The 21733-nt window shown below is 68.4% G+C and carries 23 protein-coding genes; 15 read left to right on the forward strand and 8 right to left on the reverse strand.

Going from position 1 to position 21733, the window contains the following annotated elements; all coding sequences use genetic code 11:
• The first annotated feature begins 67 nt into the window (after nucleotides 1–67).
• The 6 genes from L7N97_RS10175 to L7N97_RS10200 all read left to right on the forward strand — a co-directional run bounded on the left by L7N97_RS10175 (nucleotide 68) and on the right by L7N97_RS10200 (nucleotide 8948).
• Nucleotides 68–1516, forward strand: coding sequence for an AAA family ATPase (locus L7N97_RS10175; protein WP_237478192.1), 1449 nt, complete (start codon nucleotides 68–70; stop codon nucleotides 1514–1516).
• 63 nt (nucleotides 1517–1579) lie between these two features.
• Nucleotides 1580–2713 (forward strand): IS5 family transposase, encoded by a 1134-nt coding sequence (locus L7N97_RS10180; RefSeq protein ID WP_237478193.1) that lies wholly within the window; start codon nucleotides 1580–1582, stop codon nucleotides 2711–2713.
• Between the two features lie 186 nt (nucleotides 2714–2899).
• Complete coding sequence (locus L7N97_RS10185) at nucleotides 2900–3499, forward strand: M41 family metallopeptidase (RefSeq protein ID WP_237478194.1); 600 nt, start codon at nucleotides 2900–2902, stop codon at nucleotides 3497–3499.
• Between the two features lie 169 nt (nucleotides 3500–3668).
• Complete coding sequence (locus L7N97_RS10190; protein WP_237478195.1) at nucleotides 3669–4586, forward strand: metallophosphoesterase; 918 nt, start codon at nucleotides 3669–3671, stop codon at nucleotides 4584–4586.
• A 259-nt stretch (nucleotides 4587–4845) separates the two neighbouring features.
• A complete protein-coding gene (locus tag L7N97_RS10195; protein WP_428981054.1) occupies nucleotides 4846–5877 on the forward strand; it encodes a 3'-5' exonuclease in 1032 nt (343 codons plus the stop codon).
• Between the two features lie 809 nt (nucleotides 5878–6686).
• Entirely contained in the window at nucleotides 6687–8948 is a 2262-nt protein-coding gene (locus L7N97_RS10200; protein WP_237478196.1) for a 2OG-Fe(II) oxygenase, read from the forward strand.
• Nucleotides 8949–8964: 16 nt separating this feature from the next.
• On the opposite strand, the gene L7N97_RS10205 is transcribed toward L7N97_RS10200, so the two are convergent.
• Nucleotides 8965–10347, reverse strand: coding sequence for an IS701 family transposase (locus L7N97_RS10205; protein WP_237478197.1), 1383 nt, complete (start codon nucleotides 10345–10347; stop codon nucleotides 8965–8967).
• A 107-nt stretch (nucleotides 10348–10454) separates the two neighbouring features.
• Here L7N97_RS10205 and L7N97_RS10210 point away from each other — a divergent pair, with 107 nt between their 5' ends.
• Nucleotides 10455–10736 carry a hypothetical protein gene (locus L7N97_RS10210; protein ID WP_237478198.1) on the forward strand — a complete coding sequence of 94 codons (282 nt, stop codon included), beginning with the start codon at nucleotides 10455–10457 and terminating at the stop codon, nucleotides 10734–10736.
• A gap of 326 nt (nucleotides 10737–11062) precedes the next feature.
• Here the strand turns inward: L7N97_RS10210 and L7N97_RS10215 are convergent, their stop codons facing one another.
• Nucleotides 11063–12559 (reverse strand): MFS transporter, encoded by a 1497-nt coding sequence (locus tag L7N97_RS10215; RefSeq protein WP_309242783.1) that lies wholly within the window; start codon nucleotides 12557–12559, stop codon nucleotides 11063–11065.
• Between the two features lie 204 nt (nucleotides 12560–12763).
• Nucleotides 12764–13027, reverse strand: a complete 264-nt coding sequence (locus L7N97_RS10220) for a transposase (protein ID WP_237478200.1) — start codon at nucleotides 13025–13027, stop codon at nucleotides 12764–12766.
• A 25-nt stretch (nucleotides 13028–13052) separates the two neighbouring features.
• Between L7N97_RS10220 and L7N97_RS10225 the strand changes: the two genes are divergently transcribed.
• A complete protein-coding gene (locus L7N97_RS10225; RefSeq protein WP_237478201.1) occupies nucleotides 13053–13892 on the forward strand; it encodes a DEAD/DEAH box helicase in 840 nt (279 codons plus the stop codon).
• Here L7N97_RS10225 and L7N97_RS10230 read toward each other — a convergent pair.
• A complete protein-coding gene (locus tag L7N97_RS10230; RefSeq protein ID WP_237478202.1) occupies nucleotides 13832–14122 on the reverse strand; it encodes a DUF6894 family protein in 291 nt (96 codons plus the stop codon). The genes L7N97_RS10225 and L7N97_RS10230 overlap by 61 nt on opposite strands.
• A 230-nt stretch (nucleotides 14123–14352) precedes the next feature.
• Nucleotides 14353–14853 (reverse strand): Ros/MucR family transcriptional regulator, encoded by a 501-nt coding sequence (locus tag L7N97_RS10235; protein WP_237482150.1) that lies wholly within the window; start codon nucleotides 14851–14853, stop codon nucleotides 14353–14355.
• Nucleotides 14854–14966: 113 nt separating this feature from the next.
• Between L7N97_RS10235 and L7N97_RS30185 the strand changes: the two genes are divergently transcribed.
• The 4 genes from L7N97_RS30185 to L7N97_RS10250 all read left to right on the forward strand — a co-directional run bounded on the left by L7N97_RS30185 (nucleotide 14967) and on the right by L7N97_RS10250 (nucleotide 16442).
• Nucleotides 14967–15257, forward strand: coding sequence for a recombinase family protein (locus L7N97_RS30185; protein WP_309242784.1), 291 nt, complete (start codon nucleotides 14967–14969; stop codon nucleotides 15255–15257).
• A gap of 98 nt (nucleotides 15258–15355) precedes the next feature.
• Nucleotides 15356–15646 carry a hypothetical protein gene (locus L7N97_RS30190; protein ID WP_309242785.1) on the forward strand — a complete coding sequence of 97 codons (291 nt, stop codon included), beginning with the start codon at nucleotides 15356–15358 and terminating at the stop codon, nucleotides 15644–15646.
• Nucleotides 15647–15810: 164 nt separating this feature from the next.
• On the forward strand, nucleotides 15811–15996 hold the full coding sequence (locus L7N97_RS10245; protein ID WP_237478203.1) for a hypothetical protein: 186 nt from the start codon (nucleotides 15811–15813) through the stop codon (nucleotides 15994–15996).
• A gap of 332 nt (nucleotides 15997–16328) precedes the next feature.
• Nucleotides 16329–16442 carry a phage antirepressor N-terminal domain-containing protein gene (locus L7N97_RS10250; protein ID WP_237478204.1) on the forward strand — a complete coding sequence of 38 codons (114 nt, stop codon included), beginning with the start codon at nucleotides 16329–16331 and terminating at the stop codon, nucleotides 16440–16442.
• A 150-nt stretch (nucleotides 16443–16592) separates the two neighbouring features.
• On the opposite strand, the gene L7N97_RS10255 is transcribed toward L7N97_RS10250, so the two are convergent.
• The gene (locus L7N97_RS10255) at nucleotides 16593–17450 is read right to left on the reverse strand and encodes an oxidoreductase (protein WP_237482152.1); all 858 of its coding nucleotides are present in this window, start codon (nucleotides 17448–17450) and stop codon (nucleotides 16593–16595) included.
• Nucleotides 17451–17561: 111 nt separating this feature from the next.
• Between L7N97_RS10255 and L7N97_RS10260 the strand changes: the two genes are divergently transcribed.
• The gene (locus tag L7N97_RS10260; protein WP_237478205.1) at nucleotides 17562–18023 is read left to right on the forward strand and encodes a LysR family transcriptional regulator; all 462 of its coding nucleotides are present in this window, start codon (nucleotides 17562–17564) and stop codon (nucleotides 18021–18023) included.
• Here L7N97_RS10260 and L7N97_RS10265 read toward each other — a convergent pair.
• Nucleotides 17958–19022 carry an IS630 family transposase gene (locus tag L7N97_RS10265; RefSeq protein WP_237482154.1) on the reverse strand — a complete coding sequence of 355 codons (1065 nt, stop codon included), beginning with the start codon at nucleotides 19020–19022 and terminating at the stop codon, nucleotides 17958–17960. The two genes, L7N97_RS10260 and L7N97_RS10265, sit on opposite strands and share 66 nt — an antisense overlap.
• On the opposite strand from L7N97_RS10265, the gene L7N97_RS10270 reads away from it, so the two are divergent.
• Nucleotides 19015–19575, forward strand: a complete 561-nt coding sequence (locus L7N97_RS10270; RefSeq protein ID WP_237478206.1) for a LysR substrate-binding domain-containing protein — start codon at nucleotides 19015–19017, stop codon at nucleotides 19573–19575. The genes L7N97_RS10265 and L7N97_RS10270 overlap by 8 nt on opposite strands.
• Before the next feature lie 167 nt (nucleotides 19576–19742).
• Here the strand turns inward: L7N97_RS10270 and L7N97_RS10275 are convergent, their stop codons facing one another.
• On the reverse strand, nucleotides 19743–20822 hold the full coding sequence (locus L7N97_RS10275) for an alcohol dehydrogenase catalytic domain-containing protein (RefSeq protein WP_237478207.1): 1080 nt from the start codon (nucleotides 20820–20822) through the stop codon (nucleotides 19743–19745).
• A 104-nt stretch (nucleotides 20823–20926) separates the two neighbouring features.
• Here L7N97_RS10275 and L7N97_RS10280 point away from each other — a divergent pair, with 104 nt between their 5' ends.
• Entirely contained in the window at nucleotides 20927–21700 is a 774-nt protein-coding gene (locus L7N97_RS10280; protein ID WP_237478208.1) for a helix-turn-helix transcriptional regulator, read from the forward strand.
• Nucleotides 21701–21733 lie beyond the last annotated feature (33 nt).

Below are 21733 nucleotides of genomic sequence, written 5' to 3' on the forward strand. Positions count from 1 at the left end.
ATCCACCGCCGGTGCCAGCGCCATGCCGGCATCGCCGCCCGCCCCCGCCTTGAACGGATTCGAAGCCATGAACGAGCAACCGCAGCCCGAGCGGCAGACAGCGCATGTCGAGTCGGCGGAAGTCATTCGGCTGACCCAGCCGGAAACGAACACGTCGGACGTCTCGGCAATAGCCCTGCAACAGGATGAGGACGGGGAGGAACCGCTCCCCCTGCCGGCGAGACCGCGGGAGCGCAGCATGCTGTCCTTGCTCGCCTCCGCCGCTTTCGAGGGCGCCATGGGTGCGGCGCTGATGCACCGGCTCAGGACCCCGGGCGATGGTCTCTGCATTTGTGTAGGGGTCCCGGACGCATCCTGGGAAGGGCCGCTCCGGGAGATGGCGGCGGAGGTCGGCCGACCCGTGAGGATTATGTTCCGCGACGCGGCCGCTCGTCCCTCGAGCGATTACGAATCCACCGTCTCCGCGATCCGGTGGCTGCAAGGCGGCGCGGCCGTGCTGTGCGTCTCCCAGGATGTCCGGACCGGCGTGCGACCGGAGTTCCACTCGGTCGCGGACGCGACGATCCGCGTGCAGGCCCCGAATCCTGCGATGATCGCGGGCGTCATCTCCGCCCTGCATGACGGCCGTAAGCTGCGCAGGATCCCGTCCGACCTCGGACAGGGCCTGACCTTGCACGAGATCGCGGCCTGCCTGCGCCTGGACGAGGCTGGCAGACGAACCGTCGCACGGCTGCAGCGTGCCCAGCGCGCGAAGGGGTCGTCGGCGGTCGACGCCGACGGCCCGCGCTTGGAGGACCTCGCCGGTTACGGGACGGCGGCCGACTGGGGCAAGGGCCTTCGGGAAGGCATCGCGGAATATCGTGCCGGACGGGTCCCCTGGCGCCAGCTCGACGCGCAGGCGCTCCTGTATGGTCCACCCGGCACCGGGAAGAGCTGGTTCGCGCCCGCGTTGGCCAGAAGCCTGGACGTCCGCTGCATTCGGACGAGCGTGGGTGGCTGGTTCAACTCGAACGCCGGCGACCTGGGCGGGACGATCAAGGCCGCGGCTTCCGTCTTCGCCGAGGCCCGCACCGAGGCGCGTGCCCGCGGCGCCGTCGTCCTGTTCCTCGACGAGATTGACGGGCTGCCCAACCGCGGCGCGCTCGATGCCAGGGAGGGCTCCTGGTGGCGCCCGGTGGTGAACTATGTCTTGGCCACTCTCGACGGCGGGGGGAGCGACATGGAAGGCATCGTGCTCGTGGCCGCGACCAACGACATCGACGCCGTCGATCCCGCCCTGCTGCGACCGGGACGGTTCGGCACCCACCACCACGTGGGTCCGCCGGGTCTCCGGGATCTCGCCTCCATCATGGTCCATCACCTCGGCGGACCGTCCTGCCCCCTGCCCCGCAACGCCTTGGAAGGCGTCCTGCGGACGTGTGTCGGCACGGCTCAGGCGCAGGTCGCCTCCTGGGCCAGGACCGCCCTGCGCAGGGCGAGGGCGGAAGGGCGCGAGGTCTGGCTAGCAGGCCGCTGAAAAAGGCTTCGGGGTCTGGCCAGTTCGTGATTCACTCCGCCTTGCTCATGGGGGGAGTATCGAGTGCGCGGACAGGACAGCCGGAGCGGCTCGCTGTTTTCCTACGTGGACCTGGAGCAGCGGGTCCGTTCGGATCATCCCCTGCGTACGATCCGGGCTTTGGTGAACGAAGCTCTGGCGTCGCTCGACGGGCGCTTCGGCGAGATCTACTCGGAGATCGGCCGTCCCTCGATCCCGCCCGAGCAGCTGCTGCGGGCGATGCTGCTGCAGGTCTTCTATTCGGTGCGGTCCGAGCGCCAGCTGATGGAGCAGCTCGACTTCAACCTTCTGTTCCGCTGGTTCGTGGGCTTGGGCATCGACGATCCCGTGTGGGACGCCTCGACCTTCTCCAAGAACCGCGACCGCCTGCTCGACGGCAGCGTGGCGGCGGCGTTCCTGAGTGCGGTGCTGGCCATCCCGCGGGTGAAGCGGCTGCTGTCGCAGGACCACTTCAGCGTGGACGGCACGCTGATCCAGGCCTGGGCCTCGATGAAGAGCTTCAGGCCCAGGCACGGCGACACGCCGCCGAACCCGCCCGCTTCTGCCGAGCCGCCCGCGGGCGGGCGCGGTGGACGCGGTGGACGCAATGCCGAGGCGGACTTCCACGGGGAGCGCCTGAGCAACGACACGCATCGGAGCGTCACGGATCCCGAGGCGCGGCTTTACCGCAAGGGACGGGGCCGGGAAGCCAGGCTGTGCTTCATGGGGCATGCGCTGATGGAGAACCGCCATGGGCTGATCGTGGACGGCTGCGTGACCGAGGCCAACGGCCACGCCGAGCGCACCGCGGCCCTCGCCATGATCGAGAAACGCGCCGATCGGCCGGGCCGCATCACGCTCGGGGCCGACAAGGGGTATGACGCCGAGGACTTCGTCAACGAGCTGCGGAGCATGAACGTCACGCCGCACATCGCCCGCAACACGGCCAAGCGCCGCTCGGCCGTCGACGGGCGCACGACGCGTCACCCCGGCTACGCCGTGAGCCAGCGCATCCGCAAGCGCATCGAGGAGGGGTTCGGCTGGGGCAAGGAGTTCGGGCTGCTGCGCCGCATCCGGATGCGCGGCCGCGAGCGGGTCGACATGGCCTTCGCCGTCTCGGCCGCGGCCTGCAACCTCATACGCCTGCCAAAGCTGCTGGCCGAACCAGCGGTGGCGTGAGGTGGCGTGACATGGGGCCCTGTCCCGTCGCGACGAGCGCCAGCCCCGTCGCGGCGGCAAAGGAGCGGACAGCAAAAAGACCGACCCTCACGCTTTCCATCGTCCACCCGCCAAAAACGACGCCGGATGAAGCTCAGGGGCTGAACGTCGACCTTTTTCAGCGACCTGCTAGAGGACGTAGCGGCGGTGGTCCTGCCGGTCGACGGGCGTCCGGACCGGGACAGGCGCAGGGTTGCCACGCACGAGGCCGGCCATGCCGTCGCGGCAACATTGCTGGGCGACGGGAGGCTGGTCTCGACTTCGATCACGCCGACGCACGCCTCGAACGGCGGGACCGCCCTCGTCCACCGGGACGAGGCGTTGCTCACCCGCGACGAGATCGAGGTCGGCATCGTCATGCTGCTCGCCGGCCGCGCCGCCGAGATGGTCGTCCTCAAGGAGTCCACGGCCGCCGCAGGCGGCGTCGGCGACTTGGCAACCACCTCCGACCTCGCCCAGGCCACCTCACGCCTGACGGCCGTGCATGCCTCGTACGGATTGGGGCAGGGCCTGCGATACCGTGGGGACGCCCTGCGATCGGCGTCGGTGCGGGAAGACCGCGAGATCGGTCAACTGGTCGAGGCGGACCTGCGCAGGCTGATGGTCAGGGCTGAGCGCTTCCTGGCCGGCAAGGTCGACGCCATCCGGGCCGTCGCCGACGCACTCCTGGAACGCGGCTTCCTGGACGCGGCCGAGGTTGAACGCATCGTCGCGGCCGCCGGTGCGGGCGGTGGCTCACCGAACTGAGCCCGAGGCAGGATCCCCGACTTCACGCCGGCTGCTTCATGCCCACGCCTGCCTCCTCCGACGGATCACGCCCACGCCGCCGGAGGCGCTGACTGGTCGACTGTCCGAGACCAGCGGACCGCATGCGGCCCTTCCGAACTTTTCCTCCAATCGCGAGCCACGGATCGACATGCTCGACTTCCCGACGAACGACAGGACCGGACCGCGCGTGCGGAAGCCCCGCGAGCGGAAGGCCGGGCCGGACTCGGCCACCACTCCGAGCGTCGCCCGGTTGCAGGTGGTCAGCGATTTGCACCTCGACTCAGGACCGCACGCCCTCCCTACGCTCGTGCCCGGCGTCGATGCAGTGGTGGTGGCCGGGGACACCGCCTCCGGGGCCGCGAAGGCCTACGCGTTCCTGAGGGCGGCCTTCCCGCGCCCCACGCCGCTGGTCGTCGTGCTCGGCAACGGGGAATTTCATGGACGTCCCATAGGTCGTGAAAGACATGCTGCGCGTTCGCTGGCGACAATCCATGACATAACGCTGCTCGACGACAGCGTGGCCGAGGTCGCCGGGTTGCGCTTCGTCGGTGCCACGCTGTGGACCGACTACCTGTTGCGCGGGACCTCCGGGCAGCCGGACACCATGTTCGCGGCCACGACCGGCATCGAGGACCACAAGCGCATCTCCCTCTTCCCGGAGCCCTGGATCCGGTTCAGGCCCTACGACGCGCTCGCGCAGCACCACGCGAGCCGCAGGTTCCTGGCGGGCCAACTCGACCGGCGGGACGCGCGCCCGACCGTCGTGGTGAGTCACCACGCCCCGAGCCGGCGCAGCCTGGGGCGGGCAGCCGTCGGCATACTGGACGGTTGCTTCGCCAGCGACCTCGACGACATCGTCGCCGCGAGCGGGGCGTCGCTCTGGATACATGGGCACGTCCACGCATGCTGCGACTACATGCTCGGCCGCACGCGTGTGCTCTCCAACCCGAGAGGTCGCCATCCGAGCGTCGACTTCGATCCCTCGCTCGTGGTCGAGGTGACGCTCGATGATCGGGAACGGCATCAGACGGGTCCGATGCGCCGCGCGGACGAGCGATGGGCATGAGCCGGATTTCCGAGCCCCTCGGACACGCCGTCGGGCCGGCTTTCGAACCCGTCCCACGCCCATCTGCGGCGGAAGGCATTGCAGCCCACTCGCGCCTCGAACAAGGCCCTTTCCACGCCATCGCCCTGGAAGGAATGCCGTGCCGACGGCTGAACGCGGTCCCACACCATTTCCAGGCACGCCGTGCATGCGAGAAACCTCCCGAGTGTCCGGGCGGCTCGACCAGGAGGATTGCAGGATGGATGCATGTTCCGGCACGATGGCCACGACCATCGACGGGGGGAGGCCTGCGTCGGACTCAACCCGGACGGGCCTGGCCCAGGCCGACCTATTTGGCGGTGAGAGGCACGGTATCGCACCTCGGGCGGCTTGGCAGGGCGTCGCGTCGCCGAAGCGCCGGCATACGCCCGCCGCGCCGAATCCGGAAGGAGCAGCACGCCTCCTGGACGCTCACGACGACTACCGTGTGCTCAGACGCCTTAAGCCGCGTCCCGTCGACAGCGCCTATCGGCGTGTGCCGGGCCAGGGCATCGCATTGCTGGTCGACGTCGAGACCACTGGTCTCGACCACCGCCAGCACGAGGTGATCGAGATCGGCATGGTGGCATTCGCGCACGACGCCGAGGGGCGCATCGGCCCCGTGGTGGGCGTGCTCGGCATGCTGCACGAGCCGAAGGGCGAGATCTCGGCCGAGATCACCCGCCTCACCGGCATCACGGCCGAGATGGTGACGGGACAGGCCATCGACATGTCCGCCGTGCGGGCCCTGGTCGAGCCGGCCGACCTCGTCATCGCCCACAACGCCAAGTTCGACCGCGCCTTCTGCGAGCGGCTCGACGACAGCTTTCGCCACAAGGCTTGGGCCTGCTCGGTGGCCGAGGTGCCGTGGCGCGACATCGGCTTCGAGGGCGCCAAGCTCGGCTACCTCGTCCACGGCTGCGGCCTGTTCCACAACGGGCACCGGGCGGTCGACGACTGCCACGCCCTGTTGGAGGTGCTGGCCCGCGATGCCGCCGGCGCGACACCCTTCTCCCACCTCCTGCGATCCTCAGGCCGCACGCGGGTGCGGGTGTGGGCCGAGCGAGCACCCTTCGAAATGAAGGACGTGCTGAAGGCCCGCGGTTATCGCTGGAGTGGGGGTGACGACGGCCGGCCGAAGGCTTGGTGGACGGAGATCGACGAGGACGACTTCAGAGCGGAAGTACGCTTCCTCGAACGCGAGGTTTATATGCGCGAGGTGGAACTGCGGCGCGATGTTCTGACCGCCTACGAGCGTTACAGGGCAGTTTAGCTTCGGCCACCGACGTGACGCCTTCCAGGTAATCCGTACCGGATAATCCAGCGTAGCCAGCCGCACCGGTAGATGAACGCCGGCGGCGGTAGGCGCCCATTTACGCCGCTGCATCACCGGATTCAGGTTCAGCGCGCTGTAGCTATACCTTTCGTCATAGCGCAGGTAGGGCGTCTCGAAGAACCGCTCCACCCGCAGCGGGCTCGACTTGGTCGGATAGTCCTCGATCACGCTCACGGCCGCTATTCCGACCGGATCGACGACGGCCATCGCCACAGCCTCATACCGGCTCACGTCGTCGCTGATCCCGCGCCGCCCCGTAAGCTCGCGCAGCGCATTGTGGAAGCGTATCACGGCCTCGACCGGTTCACCCCCTTCCTCGATGGCCATGACGTTATGGCCGATCGCCCGGCCAGTTGTCGGCAGGTTCGCAATCCGGCTCGGTCGCGAGCGCCGCCACCATGGCGTCACGGCGATGGGCACGCATCACCATGAAGGCTGCGGCCCGACTGTGCCCCATGAGGACGCCATCGCACGCCCGGCCTCGTAGTGGCAGGCCGTCGCCACCCGCGCGTCGTTCGGTTTGGTCCACTGATTGGAGGTCGCCGGCTCGCATTCCAGTCGCGGCGATCATCTCCGCCCGACGCACACGGATATAAGCCAGCAATCGTGGCCTTGGACTGCCGGCAATGGTGAATGCGCGTTTCCGGCGGCCGTGCGGCGTCGTCCGCCATCGTCGAGTCGCCGCCGATAAAGGCTGGTATGGAGATCCGGCAAATGACTGCCGATCAAAGGAGACGGAACCTCCCATGCCGAATCTTGCGGCAGACCTCGCGCGCCTCCTCGACGGGATCGAGCGGCCGGGCGACTTCAGCGTCGGCGGCCTCTGTGACCTGCTGGCCCCACATCTGGAGATCGACGGCGTCGGCACCGTCGCGCTGCCGCTGCTGCCGATCCAGGCCGAGCAGATCGTCGCGGTCGCGGAGCGCGCCCCGTTCGGCCGCGGCGAGCAGACCCTGGTGGACACAAGCGTGCGCCGCACGTGGCAGATCGGCACCGGCTTGGTTTCCATCGCGGGCGCCGGATGGGCGAGGACGCTAGCCGGCATCGTCGAGAGCGCCGCGGAGGGGCTCGGGGTCGACGGTCCCGTCAGGGCGGAGTTCTACAAACTCCTTGTCTACGACGTCGGCGGCTTCTTCGCCGGGCATCGCGACACCGAGAAGGTTCCCGGCATGTTCGCGACACTGGTCATCGTCTTGCCCTCGCCGGGCAGCGGCGGCGAACTCGTGGTCCGGCATGCGGGACAGGAGGTCAGCTATGTCATGCGACCGCCCGAGCCGTCCCAGGCCGCGTTCGCGGCATTCTACGCCGACTGCTTGCACGAAGTCCTACCGGTCACGTCAGGCTGGCGCCTGACGCTGGTGTACAACCTCGTTCGCGCCGCGCCGGGTGGCACGCTGCGGGCACCCGACCACGGCCCCGAACGCCTCGGATTGACAAAACGGCTCGGGCGTTGGGACGGCGACGCTCCCGCCAAACTCGTGGTTCCCCTGGCTCACGCCTACACGCCCGCCGGCCTCTCGTTCGACGCTCTCAAAGGCATCGATGCCGCCAGGGCGGCCGTGCTCGCCGAAGCCGCAGCGACCGCGGACTGCGACCTGTACCTGGGCCTGCTGACAATCAAGGAAAGCGGGAGCGCGGAGGAGATGGGCGGTTGGGGCTACGGTCGCCGTGGCAGCTATGACGAGGACGCGTTCGAAGTCGTCGAGGTGCTCGACCGCGAGGTGGTCCTGTCCGACTGGCAGCGGCTCGACGGCACGCCGGCGTCGCTCGGCCCCTTGCCGGTCGAGGACGGCGAGGTCACGCCTGCCGATGCCCTGGACAACCTGGCACCCGACGACCAGAGCTTCCGCGAGGCGACTGGCAACGAGGGTGCCTCCTTCGAGCGAACCTACCGCCACGTGGCGCTCGTGGTCTGGCCGAAGGCGAATCGCCTGGCGGTCATCAACCAGGGCGGTCTCGCGGCCACACTCCCCTTGTTGGCGGATTATGCCGAACGCTGGGTCGCCGAGGCGGGCGGCGATCGCGCCTCGCCGGCATGGGGCGAGGCACATGCCCTGTCGGGCCACATGCTGGCTTCATGGTCGCTGGGACGTCGAGGCTACGGACCCGCGTCGGACAAGGCGGTGACTCTGCTCGGATCGCTGTGCCACCTCCGCGACGTCGAGCGAGTCGAGCAGGCCCTCGGCCAAATTGTGGCGAGCGGCTTCTACTTCGCGGGACAGGCGCCGGAGATCCTCGCGTCGCTGCGCTTGCTGCCGCGGGAACGCATCGCCTCTGTCCTGGAGGCCGTCGTGGCCGGCAATGCCGGGATCGCCTTCGCGGATGCGGCGGACCTCCTGAAGGCGGCGGCCAAGCCGGGAGTGCTCGACATCGAACCCGGCGCCCTCCGGCCTGCCGCCCATGCACTGTTGGCCGCCATGCCCGATCCCTCGATGGCCACAGCGGAGCATTCCTGGAGCGGCGGCCCTCGCAAGGTCGGCTCTGGGGCGGTGGCGGACGGATTGGCTGCCATCGAACGCATCGATGTCGGCCTCGCGCGAAAGGCCGTCGACATCATGCTGACCCATCCGATCCTTTACGGGCTCGATGACGCCGTGATCCCTGCACTGCTCGAGTTGGGCGACGAGGGCGCCACCGATGCACGGGAGCGCCTGCGGTCCGTCAGCTTGGCCCACCTCGAGAGGCGCATCGCGGAGCCCCTCGTGGAGCCCGTCGACTGGAGGCGCGATGCGACGCTGATATGCGACTGCCGGCTCTGCGCCGATCTCGGCCGTTTCCTCGCCGACCCAAAACGCGAGGCCTGGACCCTGAAAGCGTCCGAGCACGATCGCTCGCACGTGGAGAACACAGTCCGCAACAGCGGCAGCGACCTAGCCTGCAAGACGCTGAAGCAGGGCCGGCCCTACACGCTCGTCTGTGTCAAAACAGACGCCAGCTACCGCCTTCGGGTCGGGCAGCGCGAGCGGGACCTCGCCGCCCGTGCCCGCCTGTCGGGCACGTCGGCTTAGCTCGACTTTACGCATTTCAGGCAGCGCGGCACAGTGTGTCGATCCACCGGTCGAGGAGGTCGGGGTGAATTTTGACGGGGTCTCGGCTGGGCGGGGACGTTGATGAAATCTGCGGCCACCATAACGCGCGGCGGACGTCGGCGAGCGCGTCGCTGAAGGTTGGCAGGCGTTTGTCGTACCAAGCTGCGGTCTGTGGGCGGATCGGTCCGGCCCGGGTGTGCAGCTCGTGTGCCCAGAGCGTGACGAGGGAGTACAAGGCGAGCAAGGCAGGTGTGGTGCGCAGGATGGCCTTGTCGGACCATTGGCGCTGGGTCTCGACGCCGAGGTGCCGGCGGACCTCCTGGAAGGTGGTCTCGATGCGCCAGCGCATGACGAACCGCGTGAGGATCGCCTCGGCGGTGAGGTCGGCGTCGGTGCACAGGAACGCCTGCGCGTCACGGGTGCCGGACGGATCGCGCACCAGCACCCAGCGGATCGGCTGGGGCGGCAGGCCGGCCTTGGACCAGAGCGCCGTGGCCGAGGTGTATTCGAGCCTGCAGGTTTGGCCGCCGTACCATTCGGTCAGCGTCACCTTTGTCCAGACGGTGGCCGGGTCGCGCAGCACGGCATCGAGCTTGGGCACTCGCTTTCCTTTCAGGGCGGGGCGGCCGCGCCGGCCTGGAACGCGCGCGGGGGCGGGTTCGAACAGGTTGGCGTCGAGGCGCAACCGCGTGATCAGGGTGACGTGGCGGCGCACGGCGGCGATGAGGTCGAGCGCGGCGAAGCTGCTGTCGGCCACCACGGTGACGCGGCGGCTCCCAGCCAGCGACTGCTCTGCAGGATGGCCTGACGCGCCCAGTCGGTCAGGGTCTTGTGGCGCTGGCGATGCGCCCGCTCCAGCGCTCCGAGGGGCCAGCACGGTGAGAAAGGGCAGCGCCCAGCGCCGGCCCGCGAAGGGGACCGGGAGCATGACGGCCAGCACGAGCCAGCGCAGGCCGCTGGTCTTGACGAAATGGCCTTTGGACGAACGGACGGGGTCACGATAGATGCCGCGCGCCGCGATCTTCGGCCCCCATCGTCGCTCCACGGTGTCGTCGATGCCGATGATCACCTCGCCGTCCGGCGACAGCACGGCGACGAGGTGCCCGAGCAGCCTGCGCGCCACGTCGCGCGCATCCCACCGCGCCCGGCTCAGGACGTCGTGGTATCGACCGAAGCCGGGTTTTCCGGCCAGTCCCATCACGCGCAGGGCTTGCGTCACGGTTCGTCCGCCGGGCGACAACACCGCACCGGCCACCAGCACGAGGACTCGGGTCCAGACTGGTGCAGTGAAGCACGGGCGCAGTACGGTCAGCCATGTCGACAAGATCGCTGGCACAGCGGAAAGGTCGGAAGGGGGGCGTTGGCGATGGGGTCTCATCCCGGCCGTAGAATCGCATCGCCGTTGTTCAGCAAGCCCTGCATCCAGCCCATCAGAGCGCAAACGGTCCGTGACGGGACCAGTCCCTCGGAATATCCTGCGCCGCCATGGACGACGACGTCATCATGCGCATCGCGCAGTTTCGAAGCCCGCGTGGTTCTCTCGTGGCCGAGCGGCGCAACCGGGGCTACACGCTCTACGATGCGCGGTCGGGCACACCCGTCGCCCGCCTGCGACCGGCAAAACCCGACGGCCACTTCGAAGTTCTATACTGGTCCCTGTGGAAGGAGCGCTGGTCCTCGACCGGCCCCTTCGGCAGCACTATCCTCGCCCTCGACGACGCCCTCACCTGCATCGCAGCCGAGGACATCTTCTGGGTCAGCACCTGATGCGCCTCCAAAAATGCGGAAAGTCGAGCTTAGAGCACCTGACGAAACCGGCGTGAGCCTGTTCGAGAGTGATGAGCGATCCTCTCGTCACCGACGCCCTTTGGTCAGCCGCTTCAAATCCGACGAGTGCCGAAACCACCTCGTAAATGCCGGCTACGACGCCTACGACTTAGCCTGAGCGGCAACAACTCTACTTCTGCCACGACTCGTTCCTACCTGGGTCCGGGTCGAAGTGTCGGCAAGGTTACAACACCAAGGCCAGAACCTTGAGACATCGATCAGCCGCTCGGCCCTGCCGGTATGGCCCTTCCCCGAAGCGAACGGTATCAGCCACGTAGACCGCCGGATGCCGCGCCTTGGGTCTCGTCCGCGCTCGCCCGATCTGGTGCAGCCAATCCCGCGTAAGCGTCGGACCGCACCAGGGCATAGCTCACACCCGAAAGGGCCGCGATCACGGCGGCGACCAGGAATGCGGGTATGAACGACCCGGTCCGCTCGACGATCAACCCAGTCAGGAGCGGCGCCAGGGCGCCCCCTAGCGAGCCCCCGACGTTCTGCACCGCCTCGAGCGAGGCGATGGCGTCCGCCGGCGCGAGTGTCGCTCCCAAAGCCCAACTGCAGGATCCCGCCCCGTACGCGCAGAACAGGGCGGCGGACATGAGGCCGAGACCGGTCGCGATATCTGGCGCGAAGGCGCTCCCAGCCGTGAATACCGCAGCGAGTAGGAGGCCGGCGACCGTCGGGATCCGGCGCGAGGCGACCGGGGCAATCCCGCGCCGTGCGAGCGCGTCCGACAGCAGTCCACCGAGGCACGCCCCCGCGAAGCCGGCGGCCTGCGGGATGGCCGCAAGCCACCCCGTGCGGGTCACGCTGACTTGGCGCGCCTCTTCGAGGTAAGCCGGGAGCCAACTCACGTAGAGCCAAGTCACGTAGACGATGCCGAACAGGCCGCCCACCATGGCCCATGTAGTGGGTACGCGGAACAGCCCGGCCCACACCCGCCATCCGACCGGCCCGGCCCGCACGGTCTCCCCGGCCCGGAGGGCGGCCAGGTCGGGCTCGGGTACCCCGCTCCGTTCGGGCGTCCCGTAGAGGAGAATCCAGGCGAGCGACACGCCGGCTCCGAGCAGGCCCATCAGGACGAACATCGCGCGCCACCCAAAGGCAAGCATCAGCGCCGTCAGCAACGGCGGCGCGACCGCCGGACCGAACGAGGAGGCCCCGTTGAACAGCCCGAGCGGCAAGCCTCGCGCGTTGACTGGGAACCAGTCCACGACCGCGCGGGCGCCGGCCGTGAACATCGGCGACTCCCCAATGCCGAGCGCCCCTCGGGCGATGAGGAATTGGCCGAATGAGCGGACGAAGCCGCTCGCAACCTGCGCGACCGACCAAGCGGTCATGCCGGCGAACAACATGACGCGCGGCCCGAGCAAATCCGCCAAGGCGCCGGCCGGCAACTGCAGCAGCGCGTAGGTCCAGGCGAAAACGGACAGCAGCGCGCCCATCTGCCCCGGCGAGAGGTGCATCTCGGACGCGATGTCGTGGTTGGCGATCGAGAGCGTGGACCGGTCGAGGTAGTTCACGAACCCGGCCGCGAAGAGAAGTCCGACGACGAGCCACGCCCTGCGCCGCGTCGCGGTGGAGGGCCGTACGTCATTCCGATGCCAAGCCATGCCGCCGCACCGTCCTTTGCTTCCACACCAGTGTGGCCCCGCGCCTGAGCCCGGGCAAGCCAGCCCTACCTTCGCGGGCCGTCCCTTCAGAACGGCAGCCACCGTGGTGGGTGGCGGTCGAGGAGCATCCACAGCGCGCGTACGAGCCATGACTTGCGGCGGCGCTCGGACGGCTCTCCCGCCAATCGATCCTGTTCGGCTCTGATCTCCGCCGACCGGGCACGCTCCGCCTCGATCGCCGCCAGGGCTCGGCCATTGCCTGCACCGACGCGCGAGGTCTCGACTTCATGGCGTATGCCGCACTTTTCCGTACGCGCCGCGACCAACCTTTTGGTCGAAGCCTGACCCAAAAGCCTACGATCGCGCGGGTCGCCGGATGCCGAACTGGATAGCGGCCAGCGTGACGAAGGCTAGCAGGGTGGAGGCGACGTTCTCGAAGTCCTTGGCCAAGCGCCGGTTCCGGCCCAGCCAGGAGAATGTCCGCTCCACAACCCAACGTCGCTTGATCACCTCGAAGCCGATCGCATGGGGGTTGCGGCGGACGACCTCCAACCGCAGCCCGTTGCCCGCTGCCGCCCCATAAGTCTGCTGCGCATTGTAGCCCGTGTCGGCGAACACGCAGTCCAGCCCCGGAGAGCAAAGTTTGCGCACGCGCGGCGGCGACTATGCGGCGGGCGAGCTGGCCGAGGCCATGTCGGACGGCGCGCTGGTGGGCAACGCGGTGGAGCACTACGGGCGCTTGTGCCGCGGCGTGACGGCGGTGGCGTTCTGCGCCGGGGTCGCGCATAGCTGGGCCGTGGCGGAGCGGTTCAACGCCGCCAGGTTTAGGGTCGCGCACGTGGGCGGCGACGCCGAGAAGGACGAGCAGCGGCGGCGCATCGAGGCGCTGGGCACGGGCGACCTCGACGTGCTGACGAATGCCGGGCTGATCTTCGAGGACGTGGACGTGCCGGCGATCGGCGCCGCCGTCCTGCTCCGGCCGACGAAGTCGCTCGGTCTCTACCTGCAGCAGGTCGGCCGCGCGCTCGGGCCGGCGACGGGCAAGGACCGGGCGATCGTCCTCCACCACGCCGGCAACAGCCTCGCCCATGGTCTGCCCGACGAGGCGCGGTCATGGTCGCTCGACGACAAGCCACGCCGTCAGCGCAAGGGCGTGCCGGCGAAACCCCGGCTCTGTCCGGCGTGCGGAACCGTGAACCGGCCCGGCGCCCCGACGTACAAGGGATGTTGGCTCCCTGCTCGCGCCGATCCCGGAGGAACAGCGGGAGATCGACGCCGAGCTGCTGGTCGCCTCACAGGCAGAAACGAGTCGGGGCATCCGCAGTATGCGCTACGGCGAGGCGATCGAATGGGCCGACACGGAGGACAAGCTGCGGCAGGTCGAGAAGGCCTGCGGGTTTCACCACAAGTGGGTGCGGCATGTCATGGCAGAGAGGAGAGCGAGCCAGCCGCTGGGCTCTCAGGTTTCGGCGCCGTTCCGTAGCTCCGCACACCTTTGAGGGTCAGGCTGGCGGTGTAGATAACGTTGCCGTCCTCGTCGCGGGCCGTCGCCGTGAAGATGCGGTTGTCACCGTCCGGTATCTTGTCCCGCGCCATGTCGGGCAGCGCGTCGAGTGTCGCCTTGCGCGCTGCTTCGGTGTCGGACAGATCGTGCCCTTCGAGGTCGCGATGCGGGAAGTCTCCATCGTCGGCGTCAATGAAATAGCGTGGCATGTTAATCTCACCTGATACTTGACGAGCGAGAGTGCATGGATCTCTCAGTCGTCAGCGCTCAAGTTCTGCCGACGATATTGCTATGACACACGTTCGACTAACGGAGTTCGCGAAGCTGAGGATATTTTCTTCGCCCCACTCGCGGCTTGGCCGTCGAGCAGGCGTGGCTGCGGGAATGCCTGACCATCCCCGCCCCGAGATCGAGATCGGCCCGTTGCTGGCGTGACGCCTTACGCCGCCTTCTTCGCCCGACCGCGCTTCTTCGGCGCTTCGGGCTCGGGCTGCAGGGCGGGCTGCTCTACCGCCGGAGCCGGGGCGATCGCTCCTACGCGCTTTCTTCCGAACCCCATGCCTCTCGCCATCTCCGACCGGGCTTTGGCGTAGGCAGGCGCTATCATCGGGTAATCCCTGGGGAGCCCCCACTTGGCCCGGTACTCGTCCGGCGTCATGCCGAGGCCGGCGAGGTATCTCCTCATCGACTTGAACTTCCGGCCGTCCTCAAGGCTGACGATGTAGTCTTCCGTGACGGATTTGCGGATCGGCACGGCCGGCTTGAGTTCCACCGGAACCGGAAGCTGCTCCGGCTTGCCGAGGCTCGACAAGGTGTCGTGCACCGACCTGATGAGGTCGGGCAGATCGGCGGCAGGAACCGAGTTCTTGGACACATAGGCGGCGATGATCTCCGACGTCGTCTCGGTGAAGTCGGGACTGGTGGCAGGTTCTTCCGTCATCGACACGTCTCTTCCTCCAAAGGCGCGCACAGCGCCCCCTCGCTTCGCTTATGATGAGGTAGCACCCGTGAAGCAACGCATAAGTATGTAACAGACAGCGATCCGAGGCCATCATGCCCGTTGTCCGCCAAGTCGTCGCCTATCTTCGCGTCTCGACCGACAGACAGGGCAGGTCGGGGCTGGGGCTCGATGCCCAGCGCGTCGCGGTGCTGGCCTTCGCCGAGGCCAACGGGCTCGACGTCGTGGCCGAGCATGTCGAGGTCGAGACGGGCAAGGGGTCCGACGCGCTGGAGCGTCGCCCGCAGTTCGCCGCAGAGCTGGCGATGGCTCGCAAGGTGAAGGGCGCCGTGGGGTCACCAAGCTCGACAGGCTCAGCCGCGACGTGGCCTTCATCGCCAACCTGATGGCGCAGCGCGTGCCCTTCATCGTCGCCGAGTTGGGCTCGGATGCGGACCCGTTCATTTTGCACATTTGAGCCGCCCTGGCCGAGAAGGAGTGGGCGATGATTTCGTCCCGCACTCGGGCGGCGCTGGCGCAGAAAAAGGCGGCCGGCGCCAAGCTCGGCAACCGCACGAACCTTGCCGAAGCGCAGCGGCTCGGGTGTGTCCTGCAGGCCGCTCGGGCCGACAATTTTGCCGGAAACGTGCTGCAGATCATCCGTGAGGTGCAGGCCGGTGGCGCCATCTCGCTGCGGGCCGTCGCGGAGGCGCTGAACGCCCGCAAGGTACGCAGGGCGCGGGGCGGCGAGTGGTCGGCCGTCCAGGTATCGTGCATCCTCGGCCGAGCAGCCTGAACCACCCTTCCACCCCAGCTTACAAGGTGCTTAGCTGCGGCACACGTCGGGAGATCACGCTCTTCGACCACGTGACGAACGCCGTGTTCATGGCCGTGCTTTCAGGGGATCGTGCTGGCCGATATCCGGGGCCGCGTGCCCGTCGAGCGATGGGACCGCTTCCGATGACCCCGGCCGAGCGCAAGTTCAGCGAATCGGAGGCTGGCCTTCTACGCGCGCAGTGTCTCGCTCGCGTCCTGCGGCACGCCACGGACGGCAGTGTCGATGTCGTCGACGACGTCCTGTGGAGCGGCGCCTATTTCACCGTCTGCGAGATAGAGACGGCCCTCGACGCCGCGACGGCTCCCTGAAGCAACGCCCGCAAGATCGTCGCCCCCGGCCCCTGACACGCCCCGGCCCGGCCCGTCCGCACCCCCGCGGACGGGCCTTTTCGCCAAGTAAAGACGACCGCGACGTCCTGTGGGCACGGGATCTCGCCGCGGTCGCCTGAGCCGGGCCGAAGCGATCCGGCTCGGGTAGAGGCTGGCCGATGGGCGCGAACGTTCAAGGGAACGGCACGCTCAAGGTTAAGACATCCGCGTCCAATCCGAAATGTCGCGAACAAGCCTTCCGTGTTGGCGCCCCACCACGGAGCGAATTCTACTCTCACCGCCCCGCAGCGGGGCGAAGCTGGAGCCCCACCATGGGCAGCACCATCAACGTAGACTTCCACGGCGACCCGCTCGCCGCCATCCTCGACGAAGATCGTATCCTCGTGCCGCTCCGCCCTCTCGTGGTCGGAATGGGGCTCGACTGACCGCGGACCTCGACCACCCTGCGGGTGCTGAGCCGCCGCCGGACGGCCCGCGAACCTGAGAACGAGTTCACGGGCCACAGCGACGTATGTACCGGAGATGCGGCTGTCGGCCGGCGATTCACCCAGGGAACAGAGGTGCATCCGTCGAGATCAGCCCGAGAGTTCGACCTCGAAGTCGGTACCGCGGGTCACGTCCTCCCAGGCGTCAGTCTCGCGGCGCATGTCGTCGAGCCTGGTGCGGAACTGGTCGAGCGCGTCCCTGCCGATCAGCAGGTGCACCGGCGGCCGCTCGGCTTCGACGGCCGCGATGATGGCGCGTGCACCACGGGCGGGGTCGCCCTGCTGCTTGCCATGGCCGGCCTGCGTACCGGCACGCGACATGCCCGCCGTCTCGGCATAGTCGTCGATCCGCGTCGCCGACTGCTTGATCGAAGCGGGACCGCGGAAGTCGGTGCGGAATGCGCCAGGCGCCACCGCCGTGACGCCGATGCCGAGTGGCCCCACCTCCTTGGCCAGCGCATCCGACAGCGCCTCCACGCCGAATTTGACCATGTGGTAGTAGCCGACGCCCGGGTAGGTCACGAGGCCCCCGATCGAACTGACGTTGACGACGTGTCCGTGCCGCCGAGCGCGCATGCCGGGCAGCACCGCCTTGATCAGGGCCACGGGCCCGAACAGGTCGGCCTCGAACAGCGCCCGCATATCAGCCTCGCTGCCCTCCTCGATCGCGGCGAGGTAGCCATAGCCGGCGTTGTTGACCAGCACGTCGACACCACCGAAGCGCTGTTCCGCCGCCGCGACCGCGGCCGCCACCTGTTCCCGATCCGTGACGTCGAGGGGGATGGCGAGCGCCGCGTCGCCGTGCTCGGCCGCGAGATCGGCGACGTCCTCGACGCGACGCGCGGTGACGACGGCACGGTAGCCGGCAGCGAGCACTTCACGAGCCAGGGCGCGGCCGAGTCCCTTCGAGCAGCCGGTGACGAGCCAGACGGCATCCTTCGTGATCATGGGCCTTCTCCATCGCGTGATGACGTAGACGTAGCGGCCGAGACAGCGTTCGATTAGCTGCTCACCATCACAAGGGCCGTTGAACGAGGTCACACGATGGACCGGGCCAGCTTGGACGACCTCGCCGCCTTCGCGACGGTCGCGCGCCTGGGCAGCTTCACCCGTGCGGCGGGCCAGATCGGGACGTCGGTGTCCAACCTCAGCCACACGATCCGGCGATTGGAGGCGCGGGTCGGCACGCGTCTGCTCGCGCGCAACAGCCGAAGCGTGGCGGCGACCGAAGCGGGCGAGGATCTGCTCGCGACGCTCGGCCCGGCGCTGGACAACATCGAGGGCGCGCTCGACGCGCTCGACCGTGGGCGCGACCGGATCTCGGGCACCCTGCGCTTGACAATGACGCGGCAGGCCTACGAGGCAGTGGTCAGGCCGGTGCTTCCCGCCTTCGTCGCCGCGCACCCGGATGCGACCGTCGAGGTTCTGATCGACTACGCCTATCGAGATATACATCTACGACGCGACGACCCGAGAATCCTTTGGGTCTCGGATGCGGAAGTTATCGGTGATTCGGGATGAGAAGCGACTGAAGTGCTTCGGGACCGTTTCCTTGAGGAATGTCAGGATCGCCTCCGCGAAGTCCTTGAATGTGGCATAGTACCGGTTGTGGGTGATGTTCTGGTGCATCACGCCCCAGAGCCGCTCGATCGGGTTGAGGTGAGGGCAGTAACTCGGGATGAAGTGAAGCACGATGCGCCGTCCCGGTTGCCTCATCCAATCCTGAACAGCACGGGCATGATGATAGCGGGCGTTGTCCAGATAGACATGGATCCGACGCATCGTCGTGTAGGCGTTCTCGATGGAGGTCAGAAGCTCGATCGTGCTTTGCGCATCGACCGAAAGCACTTCCTTCATCCGCGTCGCGCCGGTCTCCAGGTCGATCACACCATGGATGTTCATGCGATCACGGCCCGACGCCGCAGGAACCGCGACGTCGGCGCCACGCGGCATCCACACGCCCGCCGGTCGCGTCTGATGGGTCGGGTGAACGGCATCGCCGTAGACGATCGCTTCGTCGGCCCCAAGGCCGTTGCGGAGCCGCTCATGCTGCTCGATGAACGCTTCCTGCGCCGCAAGGTCGAGATGCGAGGGCACAAGGTCAGGCTTGCGCCAGACAAAATCCAGCGCCGCCATCAGCTTGATCAAACCGGATCGCGTGTACGACATGCCATACGTCGTCCGGATGTGATGACCGATCGCGCGTGTCGACGCCGGAAGCGCCTCCGTGGCCCAGGCTTTCAGGGCCGTGAGCTGCTCCACCGTCAAGGCGCGGTGCCCGCCCGCCAAGTCGAAGCGCGCCAGAGCCGGTACGCCGCCCTCGCGATAAACCTTGAACCAGCTCCGGATCGTGTCGTCGTCCAGGAGGAGAGCCTCCGAAACCTGCTCGCAACTCCAGCCCTTGTCCAACAAAAGGATCGCGTTGGCGCGCCGGGCGACCCGATGCTCCTCAAGCCCATCCCGCGCGATGCCCGTCAGCCGCGCACGATCGTCCTTGCTCAGGAAATGGCGCTTGATCATCGACACAAAACCGAATCGAAAGCGACCCCGTCGTCAACCCCGCATCCTCACGGAATCGGGCTATATCGTCGCCGATAGGTTCGACGCGGGAATTCGGCTCGGCGAGAAGATCGAGCGCGACATGATCGTGCGGAAGGTCGGGTCCGACCTGAGCATGGCGGTCGTGGCGGCGCCATCTTATCTGACGATGGCTGAGCCGATCATGGTGCCGGGCGACCTCATCCGCCACCGCTGCATCAACTACCGCCTGACCGGGGCGGGATCGCTGTATGCGTGGGAGTTCGAGCGCGGCGGCCAAGTGCTTGCCGTTCGTGTCGCGGGGGCGCTCGCCTTCAACGAGCCTGAGTTGATGCTCGGGGCGGCGCTGGACGGCCTCGGCGTGGCCTACCTCCTCGACCACGAGGTGGCCCCGCATGTCGCGAGCGGGCGGCTGGTGCGCCTGCTCGCGGACTGGACGCCGCCGTTCCCGGGCTTTCACGTCTACTACCCATCCCGGCGGCAGATGCGCCCCGTGCTGACGACTTTCCTTGACGCCCTGCGTGCAGGCCGGTGAAGCTTGGGTGTGCCCAGGACGTCGACGCCTCCGCAAACCACACCCGGTCGGTGAAAGGTGGGTCTGGAGGTGGACAGCGGGGCAAGGTCGATGGCGCATCACCCCCGGCCGTCGGCGCCGATCCGCGCTCTGGGCGGCTTGCCGAGTATGACCAGGATCGACGAACGCTACGGCTTCAGCACCGTGAGCCGGAATGGGCCTGCGTTGGCGGCAGCATGCGCGACGGCATCGTTCACGTCGTCGAGCGCGAACTCAGTGACGGCGAAATGGGACAGACTGAGCAGCCCTGCCCGAACCAGGCCCACCATCCCGGCCACGGCCTCGCGTGGGTACATCCACTGTCCCCTCACGGTGACGAGGTTTCGCATGATCCAGGGATAGGGAAGGGCGAGATCCTCGCCGCCCAGCATGCCGACGCCGCCCATCAGCACCGCCCGGCCATAGGGCCGGACGGCCATGATCGCGGTCCGCGCCACGGACGCCCCGACGGACGGGGGGAGGAAGTCCAGCACGGCATCGATGGCGCCCGGCGCGGCCGCCCGCATGGCCTCGCCGTCGCGCGCCGCGTCGCCGGTGAGGACCACGGGCGCGACGCGCCTGCCGAAGCGGCGGTCGAGGTCGGCCAGGACCGCCTCGTTTCGGCCCGGGGCCACGACGCAGCGTGCCCCCATGGCCAGGGCGGTCAGCGTCGCGGCGCTGCCGAAGTTGCCCGTGGCCCCGCTCACCAGGAGGTTCTCGCCGGCCCTGAGTTCCATGGCCAGCAGCCCGCCGTAGGCGATCAGCAGCGTGTTGACCGCGCACCAGAGGCCGGCATCGGCCGGGTCGATGTCGCCGATCGGCACCGCGTTCTCGGTCGGCACGCGGACGCGTTCGGCGAAGGGGCCGTCGCGGTGATAGCCCTGCAGCTTCTGGCCGCCTTCGCCCCGCGCGCTCCAGCCCTGGAGCACGATGTCGGGCATGAGGGCGTCGTCCCGCGACCGCACGGTCGGGTCGCAGAACACCCAGTCGCCGGGCTTCAGCCGTGTCGCGTCCGGTCCGACCTCGCGCACACGGCCGATCGCGCCGCAGCCCGGCACGACGGGCGTGGGCAGCAGGTACCTGCGGGCGCCGCTAAACACCTCGTCGGCGTAGGACAGGACGGGGGCGGCCGCGACGTCGACGATCACCTCTCCGGTCCCGAGGATCGGATCAGGCACGTCCTCGATTTCGAGGGGACGTCCGAAGTCCTTCAACACGACAGCTCTCACAAGGGCTCTCCCGATTGGTCGATCACACTTGAGGGATAAGGCCTTGCCGGTCACCGGTGGAGGGATGGTACTGTCCTGGTATCCATCGTGCCAGGATGCCACGCGTGCCCGGAAACCGTCCCCTCGGAGCCTTCCTCCGCTCCCGCCGCGCCAAGCTGCAGCCTGGGGACGTGGGCCTCGGCGCAGGCCGCGCCCGGCGCACGCCCGGCCTGCTCCGCGAGGAGGTCGCCGGGCTCGCGAACATCAGCACGGAATGGTACGTCCGGCTGGAGCAGGGGCGCGCCGTGTCGCCCTCCGGCGCGACGGTCGAAGCCCTCGCCGGGGCGCTGCGGCTCGACGCGGGGGAGCGCCGCCACCTCCACGCCCTGGCGCGCGGCTCCGCGCGCGCGCCGTTCGTGCGCGAGACGGTCCCCGACGCGCTGCGGCGCGTCGTCGAGGGGTTGCCCGGACCGGCCTACGTCACGGGGCAGCGTTGGGACGTCCTCGCCTGGAATGCGGCGTCGTCGGACCTCCTGACGGACTTCGGGCTGCGCACCACGGGGGAGCGCAACATCCTGCACTTCATGTTCACGGACGGAGAGGCGCGCCGGCTGTTCGGCGCCGGATGGGCCGAGGAGGCCCGGCGCATGCTGTCGCTGTTCCGCGCGACGCACGACCTTTGGCCGGGTGACCCCGCGTTCGACGGGCTTGTCGAGCGCCTGCGCGTCGAAAGCGCGGAATTCGAGTCGTGGTGGGCCGACCACGACATTGCGGTTTCCCGGTCCGGGTCCAAGAGGCTACACCTCCGAACGGGCGGAACCGCCGCCTACGAGTACGCGACATTCCAGGCCAACGACGACCCGGCCCTCAAGCTCGCGCTCTACATCGAGCAAGGGTAGCGAAGTCGCCCCCGTTTCCGGGTCAGCACGCTG

Origin of the sequence: Lichenibacterium dinghuense (assembly GCF_021730615.1) — a bacterium.
Taxonomy (GTDB): domain Bacteria; phylum Pseudomonadota; class Alphaproteobacteria; order Rhizobiales; family Beijerinckiaceae; genus Lichenihabitans; species Lichenihabitans dinghuensis.

What these genes read in the sequence shown, in the direction of transcription:
- L7N97_RS10230 (WP_237478202.1), bottom strand. Translation starts at nt 14,122, where the DNA reads ATGCCACGCTATTTCATTGACGCCGACGATGGAGACTTCCCGCATCGC.
- L7N97_RS10215 (WP_309242783.1), bottom strand. Translation starts at nt 12,559, where the DNA reads ATGGCTCGTACGCGCGCTGTGGATGCTCCTCGACCGCCACCCACCACG.
- L7N97_RS10255 (WP_237482152.1), bottom strand. Translation starts at nt 17,450, where the DNA reads ATGATCACGAAGGATGCCGTCTGGCTCGTCACCGGCTGCTCGAAGGGA.
- L7N97_RS10235 (WP_237482150.1), bottom strand. Translation starts at nt 14,853, where the DNA reads ATGACGGAAGAACCTGCCACCAGTCCCGACTTCACCGAGACGACGTCG.
- L7N97_RS10205 (WP_237478197.1), bottom strand. Translation starts at nt 10,347, where the DNA reads ATGAGACCCCATCGCCAACGCCCCCCTTCCGACCTTTCCGCTGTGCCA.
- L7N97_RS30190 (WP_309242785.1), top strand. Translation starts at nt 15,356, where the DNA reads ATGATTTCGTCCCGCACTCGGGCGGCGCTGGCGCAGAAAAAGGCGGCC.
- L7N97_RS10190 (WP_237478195.1), top strand. Translation starts at nt 3,669, where the DNA reads ATGCTCGACTTCCCGACGAACGACAGGACCGGACCGCGCGTGCGGAAG.
- L7N97_RS30185 (WP_309242784.1), top strand. Translation starts at nt 14,967, where the DNA reads ATGCCCGTTGTCCGCCAAGTCGTCGCCTATCTTCGCGTCTCGACCGAC.
- L7N97_RS10210 (WP_237478198.1), top strand. Translation starts at nt 10,455, where the DNA reads ATGGACGACGACGTCATCATGCGCATCGCGCAGTTTCGAAGCCCGCGT.
- L7N97_RS10245 (WP_237478203.1), top strand. Translation starts at nt 15,811, where the DNA reads ATGACCCCGGCCGAGCGCAAGTTCAGCGAATCGGAGGCTGGCCTTCTA.
- L7N97_RS10250 (WP_237478204.1), top strand. Translation starts at nt 16,329, where the DNA reads ATGGGCAGCACCATCAACGTAGACTTCCACGGCGACCCGCTCGCCGCC.
- L7N97_RS10265 (WP_237482154.1), bottom strand. Translation starts at nt 19,022, where the DNA reads ATGATCAAGCGCCATTTCCTGAGCAAGGACGATCGTGCGCGGCTGACG.
- L7N97_RS10195 (WP_428981054.1), top strand. Translation starts at nt 4,846, where the DNA reads ATGGCCACGACCATCGACGGGGGGAGGCCTGCGTCGGACTCAACCCGG.
- L7N97_RS10200 (WP_237478196.1), top strand. Translation starts at nt 6,687, where the DNA reads ATGCCGAATCTTGCGGCAGACCTCGCGCGCCTCCTCGACGGGATCGAG.
- L7N97_RS10175 (WP_237478192.1), top strand. Translation starts at nt 68, where the DNA reads ATGAACGAGCAACCGCAGCCCGAGCGGCAGACAGCGCATGTCGAGTCG.